Annotated in this window: 16 protein-coding genes; 1 reads left to right on the top strand and 15 read right to left on the bottom strand. The window is 36.9% G+C overall.

Annotated features, from left to right (window positions below; genetic code table 11):
- Positions 1-290 precede the first annotated feature (290 nt).
- The gene (gene adhP, locus BMW64_RS00350) at positions 291-1,328 is read right to left on the bottom strand and encodes an alcohol dehydrogenase AdhP (protein ID WP_089997877.1); all 1,038 of its coding nucleotides are present in this window, start codon (positions 1,326-1,328) and stop codon (positions 291-293) included.
- Between the two features lie 451 nt (positions 1,329-1,779).
- The gene (locus tag BMW64_RS00355; protein WP_089997878.1) at positions 1,780-3,309 is read right to left on the bottom strand and encodes an aldehyde dehydrogenase family protein; all 1,530 of its coding nucleotides are present in this window, start codon (positions 3,307-3,309) and stop codon (positions 1,780-1,782) included.
- A 182-nt stretch (positions 3,310-3,491) separates the two neighbouring features.
- Here BMW64_RS00355 and BMW64_RS00360 point away from each other — a divergent pair, with 182 nt between their 5' ends.
- A complete protein-coding gene (locus tag BMW64_RS00360; RefSeq protein WP_089997879.1) occupies positions 3,492-4,406 on the top strand; it encodes an AraC family transcriptional regulator in 915 nt (304 codons plus the stop codon).
- Positions 4,407-4,421: 15 nt separating this feature from the next.
- Here BMW64_RS00360 and BMW64_RS00365 read toward each other — a convergent pair whose 3' ends face one another.
- The 13 genes from BMW64_RS00365 to BMW64_RS00425 form a co-directional block, all read right to left on the bottom strand.
- Positions 4,422-4,688, bottom strand: coding sequence for a DUF7683 domain-containing protein (locus BMW64_RS00365; protein ID WP_089997880.1), 267 nt, complete (start codon positions 4,686-4,688; stop codon positions 4,422-4,424).
- A gap of 41 nt (positions 4,689-4,729) precedes the next feature.
- On the bottom strand, positions 4,730-6,058 hold the full coding sequence (locus BMW64_RS00370; protein ID WP_089997881.1) for a hydroxymethylglutaryl-CoA synthase family protein: 1,329 nt from the start codon (positions 6,056-6,058) through the stop codon (positions 4,730-4,732).
- Positions 6,059-6,207: 149 nt separating this feature from the next.
- A complete protein-coding gene (locus BMW64_RS00375) occupies positions 6,208-8,718 on the bottom strand; it encodes a M1 family metallopeptidase (RefSeq protein WP_089997882.1) in 2,511 nt (836 codons plus the stop codon).
- A 12-nt stretch (positions 8,719-8,730) separates the two neighbouring features.
- A complete protein-coding gene (locus BMW64_RS00380; RefSeq protein ID WP_089997883.1) occupies positions 8,731-8,949 on the bottom strand; it encodes a hypothetical protein in 219 nt (72 codons plus the stop codon).
- Positions 8,950-8,953: 4 nt separating this feature from the next.
- The gene (locus tag BMW64_RS00385; RefSeq protein WP_089997884.1) at positions 8,954-10,273 is read right to left on the bottom strand and encodes a serine hydrolase domain-containing protein; all 1,320 of its coding nucleotides are present in this window, start codon (positions 10,271-10,273) and stop codon (positions 8,954-8,956) included.
- A 68-nt stretch (positions 10,274-10,341) separates the two neighbouring features.
- Entirely contained in the window at positions 10,342-11,787 is a 1,446-nt protein-coding gene (locus BMW64_RS00390) for a hypothetical protein (RefSeq protein ID WP_143052615.1), read from the bottom strand.
- A gap of 93 nt (positions 11,788-11,880) precedes the next feature.
- The gene (locus BMW64_RS00395) at positions 11,881-12,675 is read right to left on the bottom strand and encodes a thymidylate synthase (protein ID WP_089997886.1); all 795 of its coding nucleotides are present in this window, start codon (positions 12,673-12,675) and stop codon (positions 11,881-11,883) included.
- A 106-nt stretch (positions 12,676-12,781) separates the two neighbouring features.
- Positions 12,782-13,531 (bottom strand): SDR family NAD(P)-dependent oxidoreductase, encoded by a 750-nt coding sequence (locus BMW64_RS00400; RefSeq protein ID WP_089998481.1) that lies wholly within the window; start codon positions 13,529-13,531, stop codon positions 12,782-12,784.
- A 159-nt stretch (positions 13,532-13,690) separates the two neighbouring features.
- A complete protein-coding gene (locus BMW64_RS00405) occupies positions 13,691-14,131 on the bottom strand; it encodes a hypothetical protein (protein ID WP_089997887.1) in 441 nt (146 codons plus the stop codon).
- 442 nt (positions 14,132-14,573) lie between these two features.
- The gene (locus tag BMW64_RS00410; protein ID WP_089997888.1) at positions 14,574-15,920 is read right to left on the bottom strand and encodes an alpha-amylase family glycosyl hydrolase; all 1,347 of its coding nucleotides are present in this window, start codon (positions 15,918-15,920) and stop codon (positions 14,574-14,576) included.
- Positions 15,921-16,274: 354 nt separating this feature from the next.
- A complete protein-coding gene (locus tag BMW64_RS00415) occupies positions 16,275-16,871 on the bottom strand; it encodes an IS1096 element passenger TnpR family protein (RefSeq protein WP_089997889.1) in 597 nt (198 codons plus the stop codon).
- Between the two features lie 130 nt (positions 16,872-17,001).
- Complete coding sequence (locus BMW64_RS00420) at positions 17,002-18,033, bottom strand: sensor histidine kinase (protein WP_089997890.1); 1,032 nt, start codon at positions 18,031-18,033, stop codon at positions 17,002-17,004.
- Positions 18,034-18,083: 50 nt separating this feature from the next.
- A complete protein-coding gene (locus BMW64_RS00425; RefSeq protein WP_089997891.1) occupies positions 18,084-18,761 on the bottom strand; it encodes a response regulator transcription factor in 678 nt (225 codons plus the stop codon).
- Positions 18,762-18,893 lie beyond the last annotated feature (132 nt).

An 18,893-nucleotide genomic window follows, 5' to 3' on the forward strand; every position in this document is an offset into this window, starting at 1 on the left:
ATTTTTCTTTTGTTTTTATTTTTTAATGTTCTTTTGTCTTGAAACAAAAGAACCAAAAGTTCAAGACCTGGAAGCTACGGCTAAAAATGAATCCTGTTCTCTAAAAATTCTAAAACTTGCGCGAATTCACAATTTGTTCATCGGTCCAATATTGTTCTCGCGCTTCAAACACTAGAATTTTCTTAACGTTCACAGCATTAATTTTCTTAACGCCTGCGCTTCCTAAGTCGTTCATGATGTTAAAAAAAGTTCGGCGAAATTTCATTTCGCCGAACCAGACATTGTCATCATTAATTTGCACTTCCGGCAATATCGAGAACGATCCTTCCATCGATTTGTCCTTTTTTCATTTTATCAAAGACATCGTTGATGTCTTCCAGTTTTGCAGCTTTAACAGTTGCTTTTACCAGTCCTTCATTGGCAAAATCAAGAGCCTCCTGGAGATCTTTTCTTGTTCCGACAATGGAGCCTCTCACGGTAATTCTCTTAAGCACCGTTTCAAAGATCGGAAGCTCAAATGAACCGGGAGGAAGGCCGTTCAGCGCAATGGTTCCTTTTCTTCTGAGGACATCAATTCCCTGTTTAAAAGCGATAGGGGAAACAGCAGTAATCAATGCGCCGTGCATTCCGCCGACTTCTTTATGTAGGTATTCTCCAGGATCTGTGTTTCTTGCATTGACTACCAAATCTGCTCCGAGCTTCTTCGCCAGATCCAATTTATCGTCCGCTACATCAATAGCTGCTACATGCATTCCCATTGCTTTAGCATACTGAACGGCAACATGTCCCAATCCTCCGATTCCGGAAATAGCTACCCATTCTCCAGGTTTTGTTTCAGTTTCTTTTAATCCTTTATATACGGTAACACCGGCACAAAGTATGGGTGCAATCTCTAAAAAGTTGACATCACTTTTCAAATGTCCCACATATCTTGAATCAGCGATCACATATTCTGCAAAGCCACCGTCAACGCTATATCCTCCATTCTTCTGGGCTTCGCAAAGGGTTTCCCATCCTGTAATGCAGTAATCGCAGCATCCGCAGGCAGAATACAGCCAGGGCACCCCTACCGCATCTCCTTCTTTGACATAAGCTTCAGGACCACATGCGACAACAATTCCTACTCCTTCATGTCCGGGGATTAAAGGCATTTTGGGTTTTGCGGGCCAGTCGCCATCGACCGCGTGAAGGTCTGTATGACAAACCCCACAGGCGATAACTTTTACCAGTACCTCATATCTTCCCGGCTCACGTACCGGAACTTCTTCAATTTTTAACGGCTGCCCGTACCCTTGTACCACCGCCGCCTTCATCGTTTTTGGAATCATAATTCTGATTTATTTGAGTTTAGTTTTTTAATTTGTTTTGGGTTAGACTTTCTTAAGTTTTGTCTTTTTATTTCTTTCAGATCATGCTGATTTCACAGATTATTATATTTATTTAAATGATTTCCGCACAAAATCGAAATGCCTTTTTGACCATCTGAATCAATGTCGCAATATCCACGAGCGTTGTTGCGTGAGGGATAGGAAGGGCGGCGAGGAACGAGCCGGTGCGAAGCGAAGCGGAGCACCGAAACGAAGTGTAGCCCTGGATAGCCCGGCCGTTTTGTCCCGGCCAGAGGCCGGGGCAAACGGACACGCCCTAATATTAAATATAAAGATTATAAACCTTCACTCTTCCATGGAGTTCTTTTGTCTTAAAACAAAGACCTAAAAGTTCAATACCTGGAAACTAAAGATAAAGAAAATCAATTCTTTAGATCGGACTCACATTATATTAAAAGAAACCTAATTTATTTTTGTTGTAAGAGATCAGCATATTCTTGGTCTGACGGTAATGATCGAGCATCATCTTGTGATTTTCTCTACCGATCCCCGACTGTTTGTAACCTCCGAACGGCGCTCCTGCAGGATAAGAATGGTATTGGTTTACCCAAACTCTTCCCGCCTGAATCTGACGCGGAATGTTATATAACTGATGTGCATCTCTTGTCCATACTCCTGCTCCAAGGCCATAAATCGTATCATTCGCAATCTTAATGGCATCTTCTTCGTCTTTGAAAGTCGTAAACGCCAGCACTGGTCCGAAAATTTCTTCCTGGAAGATTCTCATCCTGTTGTTACCTTTGAAAATCGTTGGCTGGATATAGTATCCATCTTCAAGTCCTTCTCCTACATTATTGACATCTCCTCCTACAAGCACTTCTGCCCCCTCTTCTTTGCCTAATTTGATATAGGAAAGTATCTTATCTTTCTGAATTTTAGAAGCCTGGGCTCCCATCATCACTGTTTTATCCAACGGATTTCCTACTTTGATGGCTTTTACCCTTTCGATCACTTTCGCAATAAATGCATCCGCGATATCTTCCTGAACAAGCAATCTTGACGGGCACGTACAGATTTCTCCCTGATTTAGAGCGAAGAGCACGGCTCCTTCGATCGCTTTGTCTAAAAACTCATCATCGGCATCCATCACGGAACTGAAGAAAACGTTTGGAGATTTACCTCCTAATTCTAAGGTTACCGGAATTATGTTTTCGGTCGCATACTGCATCACAAGACGGCCTGTCGCGGTAGAGCCTGTGAAGGCGGCTTTAGAAACTTTAGGATTGGTCACCAAAGCTCTTCCCAATTCTGCACCGAAGCCATTAACGATATTCACGACTCCCGCAGGCAGCAGATCGCCTATGATCTCCATTAAAACCATGATAGAAATTGGGGTACTTTCCGCAGGTTTTAATACGACACAGTTTCCTGCCGCCAGGGCCGGAGCCAGTTTCCATACTGCCATCAGGATCGGGAAATTCCATGGAATGATTTGCGCAATTACCCCAAGTGGTTCATGAACGATCAGAGAAACGGTGTCTTTGTCCAGTTCGTTATGTGATCCTTCTTCTGCTCTGATCACTGAAGCAAAGTATCTGAAATGGTCAACCGCCAATGGTAAATCTGCAGCCAACGTTTCTCTCACCGCTTTACCGTTATCAATCGTCTCTACGGTAGCCAGATATTCAAGGTTCTGCTCAATCCTGTCTGCAATTTTATTTAAAATAACACTTCTTTCTGTTGACGAAGTATCTTTCCAGGTCTGGAATGCTTTTTCTGCAGCATTTACTGCCAGCTCAAGATCTTCTTTGGAAGAATGTGCCGCCTGCGTAAACTGTTTTCCGTCAATGGGTGATACGACGTCAAAATATTCACCGTTTACAGGAGCGGTAAATTTGCCGTCAATATAGTTATCGTATCTTTTTTTGAATTCAGGCCATTGCAATAATGTGTCTGATTGTTGTTGTGTTGTAGTGCTCATATTCGTACAATTTTTAATTTTTTCTGTAAAGCCAAGTTACATTTACGTTGCATCTTCGGATAGCAAAATCGTACAAAAAGACTTCAAAATCGTGCAGAAGGGTAATTTTATAATTCATTAACATTCATTGCATACCATATTTTCTTATATTTGAGATAAGCGGAAACGTAAAATGTTCTGAAATGAATGATCATAAATTTTTACTCAAAACTCCTGAATTAAAGAAGGAAAACCAGCTTTTAAGCATGGTTGAAAATCAGACGAAATTCAATTTGAATAATTGTGAATTCAGCATTTATGAGACGCATAAAGCGGCTTTTGACGTAAAACTGCATTTTGATACGATTGCTTTTACCGCTATGCTTCGTGGAAAAAAACACATGAAACTCGATAATAAGACCGGTTATTTTGATTATTATCCCGGAGAAAGTGTTCTGGTATCGCCCGGAGAAACAATGGTCATTGATTTTCCCGAAGCGGATGAAGTCCCTTCACAGTGCATTTCTTTGAGCCTGAATCCTGAGTTTATTGAAAATTCTCTCAATCATCTGAATTATCATTTCCCAAAAGCAGATGAGACTTCACAATGGAATATTGAACTGGATGAATATTTTCTTTTTAACAATCAATCATTAGCTTCTGCAACGAACAATATCATGCGGATTGCCATGGATGATAATTCACAAAAAGACATCATGGCAGATTTTGCCCTGAAAGAGCTATTGATACGTCTCATGCAGACCCAAGCCAGAAGCATGGTTGAGAAAACTGTTGTCAGGAACAAGTCAAGAATTGGTTTTGCAGTAGATTACATCAAAAAGAATCTTCATCAGAAACTTTCTATTGAAAGCATTGCAAAGCTTGCGTATGTAAGTAAATCGAATTTCTTCAGAATGTTTAAAGATGAACTGGGAACTTCACCCAATGAATTTATCCTTCAGGAAAGAATCAGCAGGGCGAAAGAATTACTGAAAAGCCAGAATAGCATAAAAGAAACCGCCTATCAGACCGGTTTTTCGGACACCAATTATTTCACAAGAGTTTTTAAACAGTTCGTTGGCGTTACGCCGAAGAGTTATCAGGATAGAGGTATATAAACTAATTCATTAGCATTATCCATTATCTTCATAACATGACAGTTGATAAATAAACTTATCCATATTTGGATTAATTCCTTCTGTCATAAAAGGTACTAACTTTTTCAATTGACTTTTGCTAAGGAAATAACTATCATATATTTCATCCGGATAGTCGTCATCTGATAAAATCAGATCATCCAAAGTTGCTAAAATTTTTTCAGGATCAATATTTAAAATATATTCTTTAACAAGATAATCGTCTTCTTTTCTAAATTCTTCTATAACTCTTACTATTTTCATACATTAACAAAAAAAACTCTAAAGATAGAGTTTTAATAAGTTTATTTCTGATAATGATAATATCTTGCTCCTTTTAAGACCGGATTTTCAAGTTCTACATATTTTAATCCGAAACCTTTAAAATTTTCATTTACTGATTCCTTAAGCTGCTTTCTGTGAAGCTTTTCATAGGCTTCAAAATTGATTGACCTTCTGTTTTTCAATTCATCAAAGAGGTTCCATTTTGCCACAACATTTTTCCAGTTTTCAGAAACTTTGCCTGTAAAAACTTTTGATTTCGAGCCGCTTCCGTATCCTAAAAATCCGATTTCCTGTCCTTTCAGTTCTTCATTCTCGTTAAAAGAAGTCTGCAGCGCTGAAAGCATTGCCATAAAAATGGATGCTGTATACATATTTCCTATTTCTGAGGACGCCCTTTGTGACTTTTCGATTTTCTCATTAATAAAGCTGATGTACTCTTCAGATTTAGCGACTGCTTTCTGTTCTTCAGGAGTAGCATAGGACAATCCGTTTTCTAAACTGTAAATTTCTGTGAAAACCCTTTTGCCATGGAAAGCATACGGAAGGTGAAATATCAAGTATTTCCAGTTTTCGTAAGGTTTGTCTTTACCTGTCAGTTCCTTATAATGTTCATACGCTTCCCTGATCCTGTCCTGATAACACTGATTAGAATACTGTCCGTCAAATACGGGTTCATCGGTAAAAACTTCTATTTTTTCAGGGTAGCTTTCGGGAGCATTTACTAATTCTTCTTTTTTAAAATGGCGTCTTGGCTTAAAGAAGTCGAAGACACTCTCTGTGGCTATTCCCCAGGTATTTTCAATTTCAATAAGATCTGGTTTTGACGATATTAAAACAGCTACTGCGCCTCCGCCCTGGGTATATTCACCAGAAGAAGCCAGTTCATATTTTGCATAATCACTGGCAATAACCACCGCTTTTTTATCAGGATTTGCCCGTACAAAATCCAGTGAATTATGAAGCGCATCTACCGCTCCGATACAGGCGAAAGTCATATCTACAACGTCACAGTTTCTGAAGCATCTGCTGCCAAATTCCGATTCGAGAACTTCTTCTACCATCTGCATGGCGTAAGAAGCCGTTGGTTTTGCTGCATCAAGAGCACTTTCAGTTCCCAGATAAATTCTTGCTATTTCTTTTGGATTGAGCTGATAGTCTTCTATTAATTTTAAAAGAGCTTCCGCCGCAAAAGTCGCCGCATCTTCATGCACATCGGGAAATCCCATTTTATGCAAGCCAAGTCCTTTTTCTAGTTTGGCTGGTTCAATACCTCTGTTTTCAGCTAATTCTTTAATTTCCAAATATAAAGAGGGCACATAGTAACTTGCTGCCTCAATTCCAAAAGTCATATTGTTAAATTTTATACGAATTTAAAAAATGTAAACGTTTAATCAGTAATGATTCCGGTGAAAATTTAATCAATTTTATTCTATATATATAAAAAGAGGCTATCCTAAAAGTTTGGACAGCCTCATTATTTTAACAATTAAATTGTAATTTACTTAAAATCTTCTATTGTTTTATTAATAGCATCAATCTGCTTGTTGATGCTTGCAGCGTTTTGTGGATTCTGTTTAAGAAGTTCCATCTTTTTGTTGAGACCGTCTTTCAGCATTTGGGATATCATCATTTTTGCCTGAGGATTATTTCCAATTTCTGACTTTGCGTGACCCAGCATTTTTGTTACGCTTTCTGTAGCTTTTAAGTTGTCTGAGCTCATAATCCAGTTGTATCCTTCCTCCGCGGATTTTCCTAATTCCGGATTTTGGAATTTAATAAACGGATAAAATGCTGCAAACTGTGCAATATTGGCCATCTGAGAAGTCACTTTATTCTTTACTATAATTGGAAGCATCTGCGCTGCAAGAGTTTCAGAGGCACCATCCAGATCAATTTTATCAGCATAACTGGCCGCTTTTGAAGGATCAACCGCAACGATAGCTCCAACGGAACTACCTTTTACAGCATTGGAAACAGCATTAACTCCTTTTTCAAAAATCGGCATGTATTTTTTATCTTTTGTTTTTGCCAACGTTGAGATTGCCGCCGCCTGAACGAGTGTTTTAGGATCATTGGTTGCTAGTTTTTCAACATCGGCACCTAAAGCTTTCAACTGGTCTGCATTGGAAAGATCCATTAACTGCAAAGCTTTTATTCTTGTTCTGAAATAAGGATCTTTTAAAGCTGCAGATAATAACTTGGTTGCTGCAGGATTTTTACCGACCTGGTCTTTAATTCCGTTTAGCGCATTATATCTGCTTTTAAATTCTTTAGACCCAGTAAACTGCATCAGATATTGCTCCGGAGTTTTTGTGTCTTTAATGTCTGCCAGTAAAACACCGTTTGCATTAATATTTACCAGATCTGCATTTTTAGAAACATCAAAATTAAATGTATTCTTTGCTTCTGCATTTACCCATACATTGTATCTTTTCGGTTTTCCGTTTTCGTAAACATCGATGGCCAAAGGAAACTGAAATGGCTGCTCCTGAGTCTGCTCGATCGTTAACGCAACCTGCTTTTTCACCGGCTCAAAAGTATAAGAGTAATTGATCTTCGGATTTCCGCTTCCGAAATACCACTGATTAAAGAACCAGTTCAGATCCTTTCCGGATACTTTTTCAAATGAAAGCCTCAACTGATGGGCTTCTGCATTCTGATATTCATTGGTTTTTAGGTAGTCCTGCATTCCGGCGAAGAAAGCATCATCACCCAGATAATTTCTGAGCATGTGAAGAATTCCGCCACCCTTTTGATATGTTACCAAGTCGAAAACATCTTCCCGTGAATCATAATTAAATCTAACCAGATCTTTGTCAAAGTTACCCGGTGTTGATACGTACATATTCACGTCTTTCATCAGATGGTAGTCTGCCTGATCTTTTCCGTATTTAAATTCGTTCCACAAATACTCGGAATAATTGGCAAAAGATTCGTTTACCGTAAGATTGCTCCAGCTTTCTGCCGTTACGAGATCACCAAACCAATGATGAAAAAGTTCGTGCGCAATGGTATCTTCCCATGTATTTTCATCGATCAGCTGTCCAGGTTTTTGGAGGATATCACTTCCGTGAAGTGTTGCTGTTGTATTTTCCATTGCTCCGCTTACGTAATCTCTACCAGAAATCTGTGCATATTTTGCCCATGGATAATCATAGCCTAGTTTTTTAGAGAAAAACTCAATCATTTCTGGAGTATTTCCGTAGATCTGCTTTGCGTAAGGCTCATATTCTTTCTCGATGTAATAGTCTACCGGGATATTTCTCCATCTATCTTTTACGATGGCATATTCTCCTACTCCCATGAAAAACAAGTAAGTAGAATGTCTTTTATCCATCACCCAGTGATCGGTTCTCATACCATTCGTTTCTTTCTGAGAATCTTTCATGATTCCGTTTGAGAGGGTAACATATTTATCAGGAACCGTCATGTAGATTTCCTGCGTTGTCTTCTGATTGGGCTTATCGATGGTAGGAAACCAGGCGGAAGAAGATTCCGTTTCACCTTGTGTCCAGATCTGTGTAGGCATATCAGGATCTTTTCCTTGCGCATTAATAAAATACAGACCCTTTGCATCATTAATGGCCGCACTTCCTTCCTGCTTTACTTCATTCGGACGGGCAGTATATTTAATGTAGACCGTATAATCCTGATTTTTCGCATACGTTTTATCTAGATTGATCTTTAAAACATCATCTTTATAGTCGTATTTTAAAGGAGTTTTTTTACCGTTCATATCCAGTGCCACTTCATGAATCAGCATTCCTTTCGCATCCAGTGTAAGTTCGTTGGAGGGATAAAAAAACGGAGACGCGGTGAGCCATTCTTCACCGTTCATCTGTTCTTTTTGATAATCGAAATTGACTTTAAGTTTGGTATGTTTGAGTTCTGTTACTTTCGTATGAGTGGCTCTGTAGACCTTTTCTCTTCCGGAAGAATCCGTTTGCGCCGCTACATTTGTGGAAAAGAAGATTCCTAAAAGAGCGATCGATAAAATGGCTTTTTTCATTATGATTAAAAATTATTTTTTTGTTAAAATATCAAAGATATCATTGACAAGGGTCTCGTAATCACCTTTTTTAAACTGTTCTTTGGTTTTGGCAAACGCTTTTTTAAGCTCACTTTCGGGATTTTCGTCGTCAATAATTTCTGCCGATGCAACACCCTTCAACTGAAGAATTGCATTTTTTAATATTTCAGCATCTGCATTTTCTTCGATATTTATTTTTAAATACTTCATTGTATTATTCTTTTGTGAAAGTTGTTTTCATTCCGCTTTGGATGATATCGAACTGGTTTTTCTCAGGATGAAAATTGATGACGATTCCTGCCATATCAAATTTAAAATTCATTGCAGAAGTCGCGTCTAAAGGAAATGCGCCTTGTCCTGTTGCTTGTGCCATCAGTTTTTTATCCTTGATAAAGATATTAATTTTTAAAGGAACACCTGGACTTGCATAATTGCCAACAAATTTCTGAAGATCAGCTTCCGGAATGTTTATCGTCTCAAAATTTGGGATCTCAAAATCTTTTCCGGTTGCGGTTTCAATCATTTTAATTGAAATTTCATTTGTATCCATATCCGACTGATTGGTATTAAAAGCTATCGCAACCTTCAAATCAGGAAAATAAAACAAAGCCGAACTGAATTTATCAATTCCGCCTGTGTGACCGAATCCCCAATACTTATCAAAAGGGACTTGCAACAAACCGTAACCATAACCGTCTACAAAATGTTTCATCTTTTGCAGACTTTCTTTTTTTACTAATTTCCCTTGTTCCAAACCAAGAATAAAGTTTAAAAGATCTCTTGGAGTCGAGATGATATTTCCCGCACCGATCGGAATTGTCATATCCGTTTCGGATGAAAGTTCATATTTTCCGTTGGTAAATTCGTAAGATTTTGCCTGATTTTTTGAGGTGTCGATTTTTTCTCCAACTTCTGTTAAAGTTAACTTTAAAGGCTTTGTGATTTTAGATTTAATTAAATCAGCATACGTTTTTTTATATATTTTTTCAAGAATAAAACCTAATAAAATGTAGTTTGAATTGCTGTATTCATGCTTCGAACCAGGTTCAAAATCACTCTTATATTTTTTAATGATATTGACTAAACTACTTTCTGTCTGAGACTTTGTATTGTATTGCCAATATTCTGCTTCGTTTGTTAAATTGTGAATTCCGGTTCTATGCTGTAATAAATTTTCGATCGTGATCTTATCAGCATTTGGAATTTCAGAATAAAAGTCTGATAATTTTTTGTCTAAAGAAACCTTTTTCTCTTCAACAGCTTTCATGATCAAAACAGCTGTAAACATCTTGCTGATCGAGCCAATTCGGTATTGAGTTTCCACATTTGCCTTTTGCTTTTTTTCAACATCGGAAAATCCAACCACTTTAATAAAAGTTGGATGATTATCTTCTGCGATAGCAAAACTTCCCATTACCTTATGGTGTACAAACAGGGAATCAAAGTAATTTCCTAATTTTTCTTTTACACTTTGTTGAGAAAATGCAATATTTGAAAAACTGATTGCTGAAAGAAAAAGTAACTTTTTAAACATATTCTGAGATTTAACGGATAAGTTGAAAAATTTCAGGAGATGTTACACAAAAAGTACAGTTTCAAGCTTTACTTTATATAATAATTTCTCATGAATTGTCCTTTTTTATAGCGAAATACTATTTTGCAGTCCTTCTTTCTTTCAAAATTATACACACGGATTTTTCCGGGATCAATACCGTTCATCTTACAAAGCATAGGTGCCTCCCAGTTATTATAGAAAACCGGTTCCCGGAAGGTAAAATTAGGATTGGTTTTAAGCTCGTTAAACATATCATAATCCACCGCAATCTCACCACTCGTGATGTTATTCTCTTTCAGAGCTGTTTTCAGCTTAGTAAATAATTTATTGTTAAATTCATTAGCATATATCCAGGAATTCTTGACACTGATATTGGTTATCAAAAACAAAAAGGCGGTACCAGCAAAAAATGCAGCAACAGTTTTATTTCCAACATTTAGTTTATTTCCGAAGAAAATAACCGCTGAAATTATAAATAAGGTATATAAAAGTCTTACTGCTCCCAAGTTTCGATTGTCAAACCCAAAAACAGTTGGCGTATAGGATGAAAAAAGAAAAATGCTCATTCCGCAAAAAATAGCGATTAAAGAAATAATTCCTATATTTTTAAAACGCTGCGATTGTTGTTTAAAATCATAATCAGAAAAGACTTTATATACAAGCGATGGAATGATCAAGAGCGAAATCCATTCGAGAAAATTTAATTTTCTGTAATTCAGAATACTTTTATACATCCCTGTGAAAATATCTTTACAAAATAATTTTACGAAATAAAGAGAAATCTGAGCAACTCTTTTAATATCGAAAATTTTGCTTATTTCATCCCGTTGATAAGATTGCACAAATAAGGCAGGCTGAAGTATTTTCCTGAAAATGATAATGGTTGCCAGCGTTAAAAAAATAAATGCAACTCTTTTTTTGTGCTCTTTAATCAAAAACAAATGAAGAAACACAAGAGGCAAAAAGATCTCATAACTTAATACGGAAGCGATGAAAAGTAATGAACTGATGAATATATTTTTACGTACATATACAAAATAAATACTCAAACAGAAGAATATAGTTGCCAGATTCGAGTTGAGCATGATTGTGGAAAACTGAATGCTGGTACCGATCATTGAACACGCATACAGTAAAGTAACCAGACTTGCCAATTGTGCAGACCATATTTTCTGCGCCACTGTATAAATCACCAATAACGAAAGTGGAAAGAAAAATAATCCCAGCCAGTAAACAGATTCGTTATATCCGGAGAGAAAAATCAGGGTTCCCGTTACAAATCCCGATACAGGCCTTGCCGCCATTGTCGAGGAGTCCAGAAAGGAATAAATAAAACTGAAATAAGGTTGTGAAATAGATCCGGCCTCGTACACCTTGCTCAGATCATCTGCTATCATAACTTTCTCCTTAAAAACTGAAAAGCTTATATAGAGCGTAAAAAGAATGATAGAAATATTCAGTAATACGGAATAATAGTTAATGCTTTTTTTCATGTTATTTTTTTCCAAAATTTGTGTCAGAAACTTTAGATCAAAAATAACAGATTTACAGCAATAAAAAAAGATTTTTCTGAAGCATCAGCTCTATCATACCGCGACAGGAGCTTTAATACCAGGATGCGGATCGTAATTTTCTAATGTAAAATCTTCAAAATCGAAATTAAAAATATCTTTAATTTCAGGATTAAGCTTCATCGTAGGAAGTGGTCTTGGATCTCTCGAAAGCTGTTTTTTAACCTGCTCGAAATGATTGTTGTAGATGTGAACATCACCAAAACTGTGCACATAATCACCTACCTCAAGCTCACAGACCTGAGCAACCATCATCAAAAGTAAGGCATAGCTGGCAATATTAAACGGAACCCCCAGAAAAACGTCAGCACTTCGCTGGTAAAGCTGTAGTGACAACTTTCCGTCGGCTACATAAAACTGAAATAGGGCATGACAGGGAGCCAGCGCCATATTCGGGATTTCGGCAACATTCCATGCAGAAACGATCAGTCTTCTGGAATCCGGATTTTTTTTGATCTGATCAATCACTTCCGTAATCTGGTCGACTACATTTCCGTCTGCTCCGTTCCAGCTTCTCCACTGCGCGCCGTAAACCGGTCCGAGATCACCGTTTTCATCTGCCCATTCGTCCCAGATCGAAACACCGTTATCCTTAAGATATTTAATATTCGTATCTCCTTTTAAAAACCATAACAACTCATAAATGATCGATTTCATATGAACCTTTTTCGTCGTCACCAGTGGAAAACCTTTTGAAAGATCATATCTTAGCTGATATCCGAAAACACTTCTTGTGCCCGTGCCGGTTCTGTCGGTTTTATCGGTTCCGTTATCTAAAATATGTTGTAAAAGGTCCAGGTAATTCTGCATTGAAAAAGATTTTATGGCTCAAATTTAAAGAAAGAATTTTGAAAACAGAATAAAAAAAGCATCCATTTTCATGGACGCTCTGTATCGCTGAGAAGCTTAATTTCTATTATACTGCGGTGTAGCCACCATCAACAAGATAATACGCACCTGTCATAAATGATGATTTTTCTGAACTCAGGAACAGCACCAATTCTGCCACCTCTTCCGGTTTTCCCAATCTGCCCATCGGATGTTTTGCAACAAGGGCGTTTTTCATATCGCCATTCATGTTTTCCAATAATGGAGTTTCAATATAAGCAGGACCTACTGCATTACAACGGATATTTTTCTGGCCGTATTCAGCGCCTATATTTTTAGTAAGACCTACAACAGCATGTTTGGCAGTCGTGTAAGCCGATGAAAGAGGTGCTGCCACCGTTCCGTGAATCGATGCCATATTGACGATAACTCCGCCGCCGTTTTTCTCCATCTGTTGCAGCTGGTATTTGCAGCCATAAAAAACACCATCAAGATTAACGCTTAATACTTTTCTCCAGCTATCCAAACCGTAATCTCCCGTCAGCGCCTGCTCTCCTCCTATTCCGGCATTGTTACAGGCAATATCCAGACGTCCGTAAATTTCTACTGTTTTTTTTACCAGTGCTTCTACTTCTTCGGCTTTTGACGTATCAGCTTTTACAAATGACGCTTCACCTCCTGCCGCTTTGATATCTTCTACTGCCTGCTTGCCATGTTCTTCATTAATGTCTGAAACAATTACTTTGGCTCCTTCTTTTGCATAAGAATGTGCAACGGCCAATCCGATTCCTGATCCGGCTCCTGTGACAAGAGCTACTTTGTTGGCTAAAATTCCCATATTGATAATTTTATTTGTAATAATTTGATACCACAATTTACGACAAAATCAGGAAAATGCTTCAAAAGTAAGCAATAAATTTTTCTTAAAATTTAACACTGAATATTAATTATTTCATAATTTACATAAAGAAATCTATCCTACAATTATTTTAAATTTTTACCAAATTTCTTTGATTATCTGTGGGACATTATTGAGACTAAAACTTTGTCCTTTTGATAACGCTGTCATCGATTTGGCTAGCGGAGATTCCGGCGAAATGGTTATAACTTTTTGATTGTCTAAAATGAGCTCTCCAGCAGCAACAGCAATATAGAAAAGTCCTTTATCGGTTTGTACCAAGGCTCCGTTTTGCACTTTTGTGCATGGTTCCGCATTAATTTTCTGAAGGACTGTTTGCTGACCCAATGTTTCATTCAGTTGTCTCTGTAAATTATTAATCTCCTGCTGCAGCATTTCCCTGCCGGTTTCATACTTGTCTCCCATTGAACTTTTGGTATCGTTATTTGAAGCGCGTGTACTTTCAATTAAATTTTCAAACTTTTCAATTTTCTCAATAATTCTTGTTTTCACTGCCTCCAATATCTTTGATTTATCCATAATCGAGCTTTTTATTTTTAGATATAAATCCAAATTTATTGAATAAATCTTATCAATAATCCGGCTTTTTAATATAACATAATATTAATCCTCGAAAATATATTTAAAATATTTTTTTATCCAGTAACATTGTAAGAAAACGTGGTAAAGAAACATCTCACAAAACAACTATAATATTCTGTTTTTGAATTATCTATAATTAATTAACATAATAAAATTTTTATCACTACTACTTGAAAATTGCTTAAATTTATCAAAACAAAAGGATATAATTTAATAAAATATACTATGAAAGAAAACTACTAATCTCAGATTTAAAAATTCTAATTTTAATAATCATTATGTAAAATTAGTCGTGTGATGCAATATTTCATAAAGAGGCTGTCCGAAAAGATTGGACAGCCTCTTTTTAATTCTAATTTTCGAATAATTCGCGGATTATTTATTTTTCAAAAACAGCGTAATCACCAGGTTTGAAATTGAAGCTTTTTCCTTCTTCAAAATTTTTATTCATTCTGGTAAATACATTTTTGAAAATACCTGATACATGTTCATCTTCGATATTGAAATCTACAGCGTCTTTCGACATATTTAACACGACCAAAACTTCATCGTTTCCATTTCTACGGAGGTATGCGAAAATTTTATCATTAGCCGTCGTATTAAGAATATAAGTTCCTACCTTGGGATCTCCACCTCTTAAAGCAGGATTTGAAGATTTCAGATTTAACAACACTTTATAAAAATCTGCCATCTGATAATCATTTGTCCATTGAATAGGATCTTTTTCAAAGAATTCCAGCCTTTTCATATTGGGAAGTTCCTGTCCGGAATACAATAACGGGATCCCATTCCAGGTCGCTGAAAAGACAGCCATTGGTTTGGTAATCACTCCATATTTTTCGTATTCGGTTCCGTTCCATGAATTTTCGTCATGGTTTGTTGTAAACCATGCTCTCATTGAGCCATCACCAATATTGGAATATTGTATCAAAAGATCTTTCAGCTCCTGTATCGGAAGATTTTTCTTGTAATAATCTTCAGATTTGTGCATCCATTTCCAGGAATAGCTGGCATCGAAAACTTTTCCGTATTCCGGGTTTTCAAGCTCATCGTATTCTCCAATCCAGAAAAGGGGTTTTATTTTTTCTACCTCAGGGCGGGCCTGTTCCCAAAAATCTACTTCAACCCAAGAAGCAAGATCACATCGGAAACCGTCTATTCCCGTTTCTCTGATCCAGAATTTCATAGCATCGATCATCGCCTGGCGCATTTCCTGGTTTTTGTAATCCAGTTCTATGATATCATCCATTCCGGAGGCTCGGTGAAAACTTCCGTCAGGATCTTTTAAATAAAATTCAGGATGCGTTTTTGTCCAAACATGATCCCAGCCGGTATGATTTGCCACCCAATCGATGATTACCTTAAAGCCAAGCCGATGGGCTTCATTGACCATATGCTTAAAGTCGTTCATTGTTCCGAATTCCGGATTGATTGACGTGTAGTCGGCTGCTGCATACTGACTTCCTAGACTTCCTTTTTTATTCAGCTGCGCAATAGGCGTAACCGGCATGAACCACAATGTTTTCACGCCCATGGCCTTCAGCCTCGGCATTTCTTTTTCAAATGCTTTAAAGGTTCCTTCTTTTGTATATTGTCTTACATTGACTTCGTAAATATTTGTTGTATGTTTCCAGTCCTTAGGTAGATCCGTCATTTTTGTTGTATTTTGAGTGGCGCAGGAAATAATTCCAAGACCGATGATCGCTATTAAAATTAATTTTTTCATTAATTCTCTTTTAACAAAAATAGCAATTGTGATCGGAAATAAGGAAGGCAAAGCCAATGAATTTAAGAAATAAGGGATTTATTTTATAGAGAAATCTTTAAATGAAAAGGCATAAATCTTTTTAAATACATTTGTCACAAAAGTTTTAACCAAAACGTTGAAAATAGAAAGAACATATAAGATTGAAAATCGAAGATTTTCATTGAACTTTTTTATACTATCTAATTGTCATTCTGTAAAATCAAAGCTTTACATATTCCACCTCATCTGTGAAATTTGTGCTATCTAACTGAGAAAAATTGCACTAAAAAAACCCCGAATAAATTCAGGGCCGTATATTTTCAAATGCTTAGATTATCTTTCATCATCATTATCATCCTCATCATCGAAAACATCATCGTTGTAGTCTTCTTCTTCCTCATCATCGAAGTTATCATCATCTTCATCTGCAAAATTGCCGCTTGATCCAAAATCATCCTCAAAGCTGAAATCATCATCCATCAGAGGCATTGCAGATTTCTTTTTAGATCCTCCGGTTCCGCTCTTGCTTGGTGCTTTTAATGGAACGTTTCCGAATCTGTATACGGTAATCGGATAATTTACGCCTTTTGTTTCATCAATGATCTCAACCAATTCGCAGAAAAATTCCCAAAGATCAAGAAGTCCGTACTGGAACTGAGCTTTATCACCTGTATTTTCGAAAGCTTCATCGATGTATACATCCGACATAATCTCTCCATCGCCATCGTCACTCATGTCTTCCAACGGAACACTTTTCACGATCGTTCCGTCTTCTTCCAGCAAATTAAAAGCAGAAAGCTCATCTCCCTGCAAGCTGAACGCGCTTTTAATTCCTAAGTGTAAGTTCCATAGCGTCTGTTTTCCTTTAACTTCGATATCCCGGAAAATATCTTCTTTCGCATCTAATATTACGCGGATTTTGTAAACCATCAGTTTTAAAATTACTTTTTGCCTTTGTTATTATGATAAATCTCTGTTGCAAATATAAAATAAATGAGATGTGACAAAAAAATATTTCTGAATTTTTTAAAATATTTTTTTTTCTTACATTTTGCAGAAATTATTTACTTTTTTCAAGCATAAAACTGAATTTTGTACCTTCAAGATACACGCTTTCGACGGTAATATTTTCATTGTGTGCTTCAAGAATATGCTTCACAATGGCGAGACCCAATCCGGAACCTCCTTCTCTCCTGCTGCGGCTGGTTTCCACACGGTAAAATCTTTCGAAAATTCGGGGAAGACTTTCTGCTTTTATTCCCATTCCGTTATCTATAACTTCGATGAGAACCTTATTTTTAAGGATGCTTGTTTTCACCACTACCCGGGCTTCCTGTCTGTTGGCATAATGAATGGCATTGGAAATAAGGTTGATGAAAACCTGTGAAATCTTCTGCTTATCTGCCTCTACAAAAATCTGCGGATGTAATGTCTGAATCTGAAGCGTTGCATTATGTTTTTCAGCTTCTAGGTCTAGAAGGTCAAAAATTTCCCGGATTAGTAAATTGACATCAAATTTTGACACGGTAAGGTTTATTTCGCCGGCTTCCAGCCTGTTGATCATATCAAGATCGGTAACGATCGCAATAAGCCTTTCTACCGATTTGTCGATCCTTTCCAGGTATTTGTCGCGGATGGTAAGATTATCGACTCCTCCGTCACGTAATGTTTCCACATATCCCTGGATAGAAAACAGCGGCGTTTTAAGTTCATGAGAAACATTTCCGATATATTCTTTCCGGTAGCTTTCCATTTCTTTCATCATATCAAGCTCTGTGACTTTCTGCTGATTGAGGTCTGAAAATCGTTCTCCTAATTCTTTAATGGTAATATTTTCATGGTCATTACTCACAATTTCCTGAGGCAAAAGCTGTGATAAGCCACGCACCTGCTTCTTTCCGTAATAATTGAAAAGAAGTTCGAGCACGATATAATTAATGATAAAAATAACAATAAGGCAGATAAAAAGCCCTATATTAAAGAAAGGAGTATCGTAATAGAGATCTTTTAGCGAATCGAAAGTGATTACTAAAAGAAACATCACCAATGTCAGAAGACAAGAGGCGACGAGGGTAAGTCTGTAAAATTTCAATTTTACAATTTTTATTGGTTTATGTAAAGATAAGCTTTTGAAAATGAGTATTAAACAATAAGTTTATATCCAATTCCTTTCAATGTCTGAATCGTATTGATGCCCAGCTTTTCTCTTAATCTACGGATATGCACGTCGATGGTTCTTTCTCCCACAATCACGTCATTTCCCCATACTTTTTCTAAAATTTCTTCTCTTTTGAATACTTTTTCCGTATTTGAAGCTAATAAATAAAGAAGATCGAATTCCTTTTTTGGAAGCAGAAACTGCTGGCCGCTTTTTGAAACCCTGAAATTGTCTTTATCAATCACAAGATCACCAATCTCAATAAGTTTAGAGTTATCGGAAACCTGGGAAGTAAGCTGCAATAAAGCATTCACTTTTGAAATAAGGATTTTCGGTTTGATAAGTTTAACGATATAATCGTTAGCGCCCGCCTGGAAACCTGCCAGCTGTGAAAATTCTTCGCTTCTTGCAGAAAGAAAAACAATAAGTGTTTTCTGAAGTTCCTTAATCTTTCGAAGTTCCTGACATGTTTCGATACCGTCTTTTTCAGGCATCATGACATCTAGTAAGATAAGATCGGGAACAATTTCTTTGGCCTTTTCAATACCTTCATTACCGTTGGTGGCTGTAAAGATATCGTAACCTTCCTTTTCTAAATTGTAAGACAGAATCTCTAAAATATCCAGTTCATCGTCTATTAAGAGGATTTTCTTTTGGTTCATTTCTAATTTTTACGAGTCAAAGTTAATAATATTTTAATCACAGTTTAATAAAAGGAACATCGTTCACATAAAGTTAACAATAATCTCTTTTTCTTAATGTTTAGTTAAGAAAAAATTAAATTTCCCTAAACC

Source organism: Chryseobacterium taichungense, from assembly GCF_900109935.1.
Taxonomy (GTDB): domain Bacteria; phylum Bacteroidota; class Bacteroidia; order Flavobacteriales; family Weeksellaceae; genus Chryseobacterium; species Chryseobacterium taichungense.

What these genes read in the sequence shown, in the direction of transcription:
- adhP (WP_089997877.1), bottom strand. Translation starts at nt 1,328, where the DNA reads ATGATTCCAAAAACGATGAAGGCGGCGGTGGTACAAGGGTACGGGCAG.
- BMW64_RS00355 (WP_089997878.1), bottom strand. Translation starts at nt 3,309, where the DNA reads ATGAGCACTACAACACAACAACAATCAGACACATTATTGCAATGGCCT.
- BMW64_RS00360 (WP_089997879.1), top strand. Translation starts at nt 3,492, where the DNA reads ATGAATGATCATAAATTTTTACTCAAAACTCCTGAATTAAAGAAGGAA.
- BMW64_RS00365 (WP_089997880.1), bottom strand. Translation starts at nt 4,688, where the DNA reads ATGAAAATAGTAAGAGTTATAGAAGAATTTAGAAAAGAAGACGATTAT.
- BMW64_RS00370 (WP_089997881.1), bottom strand. Translation starts at nt 6,058, where the DNA reads ATGACTTTTGGAATTGAGGCAGCAAGTTACTATGTGCCCTCTTTATAT.
- BMW64_RS00375 (WP_089997882.1), bottom strand. Translation starts at nt 8,718, where the DNA reads ATGAAAAAAGCCATTTTATCGATCGCTCTTTTAGGAATCTTCTTTTCC.
- BMW64_RS00380 (WP_089997883.1), bottom strand. Translation starts at nt 8,949, where the DNA reads ATGAAGTATTTAAAAATAAATATCGAAGAAAATGCAGATGCTGAAATA.
- BMW64_RS00385 (WP_089997884.1), bottom strand. Translation starts at nt 10,273, where the DNA reads ATGTTTAAAAAGTTACTTTTTCTTTCAGCAATCAGTTTTTCAAATATT.
- BMW64_RS00390 (WP_143052615.1), bottom strand. Translation starts at nt 11,787, where the DNA reads ATGAAAAAAAGCATTAACTATTATTCCGTATTACTGAATATTTCTATC.
- BMW64_RS00395 (WP_089997886.1), bottom strand. Translation starts at nt 12,675, where the DNA reads ATGCAGAATTACCTGGACCTTTTACAACATATTTTAGATAACGGAACC.
- BMW64_RS00400 (WP_089998481.1), bottom strand. Translation starts at nt 13,531, where the DNA reads ATGGGAATTTTAGCCAACAAAGTAGCTCTTGTCACAGGAGCCGGATCA.
- BMW64_RS00405 (WP_089997887.1), bottom strand. Translation starts at nt 14,131, where the DNA reads ATGGATAAATCAAAGATATTGGAGGCAGTGAAAACAAGAATTATTGAG.
- BMW64_RS00410 (WP_089997888.1), bottom strand. Translation starts at nt 15,920, where the DNA reads ATGAAAAAATTAATTTTAATAGCGATCATCGGTCTTGGAATTATTTCC.
- BMW64_RS00415 (WP_089997889.1), bottom strand. Translation starts at nt 16,871, where the DNA reads ATGGTTTACAAAATCCGCGTAATATTAGATGCGAAAGAAGATATTTTC.
- BMW64_RS00425 (WP_089997891.1), bottom strand. Translation starts at nt 18,761, where the DNA reads ATGAACCAAAAGAAAATCCTCTTAATAGACGATGAACTGGATATTTTA.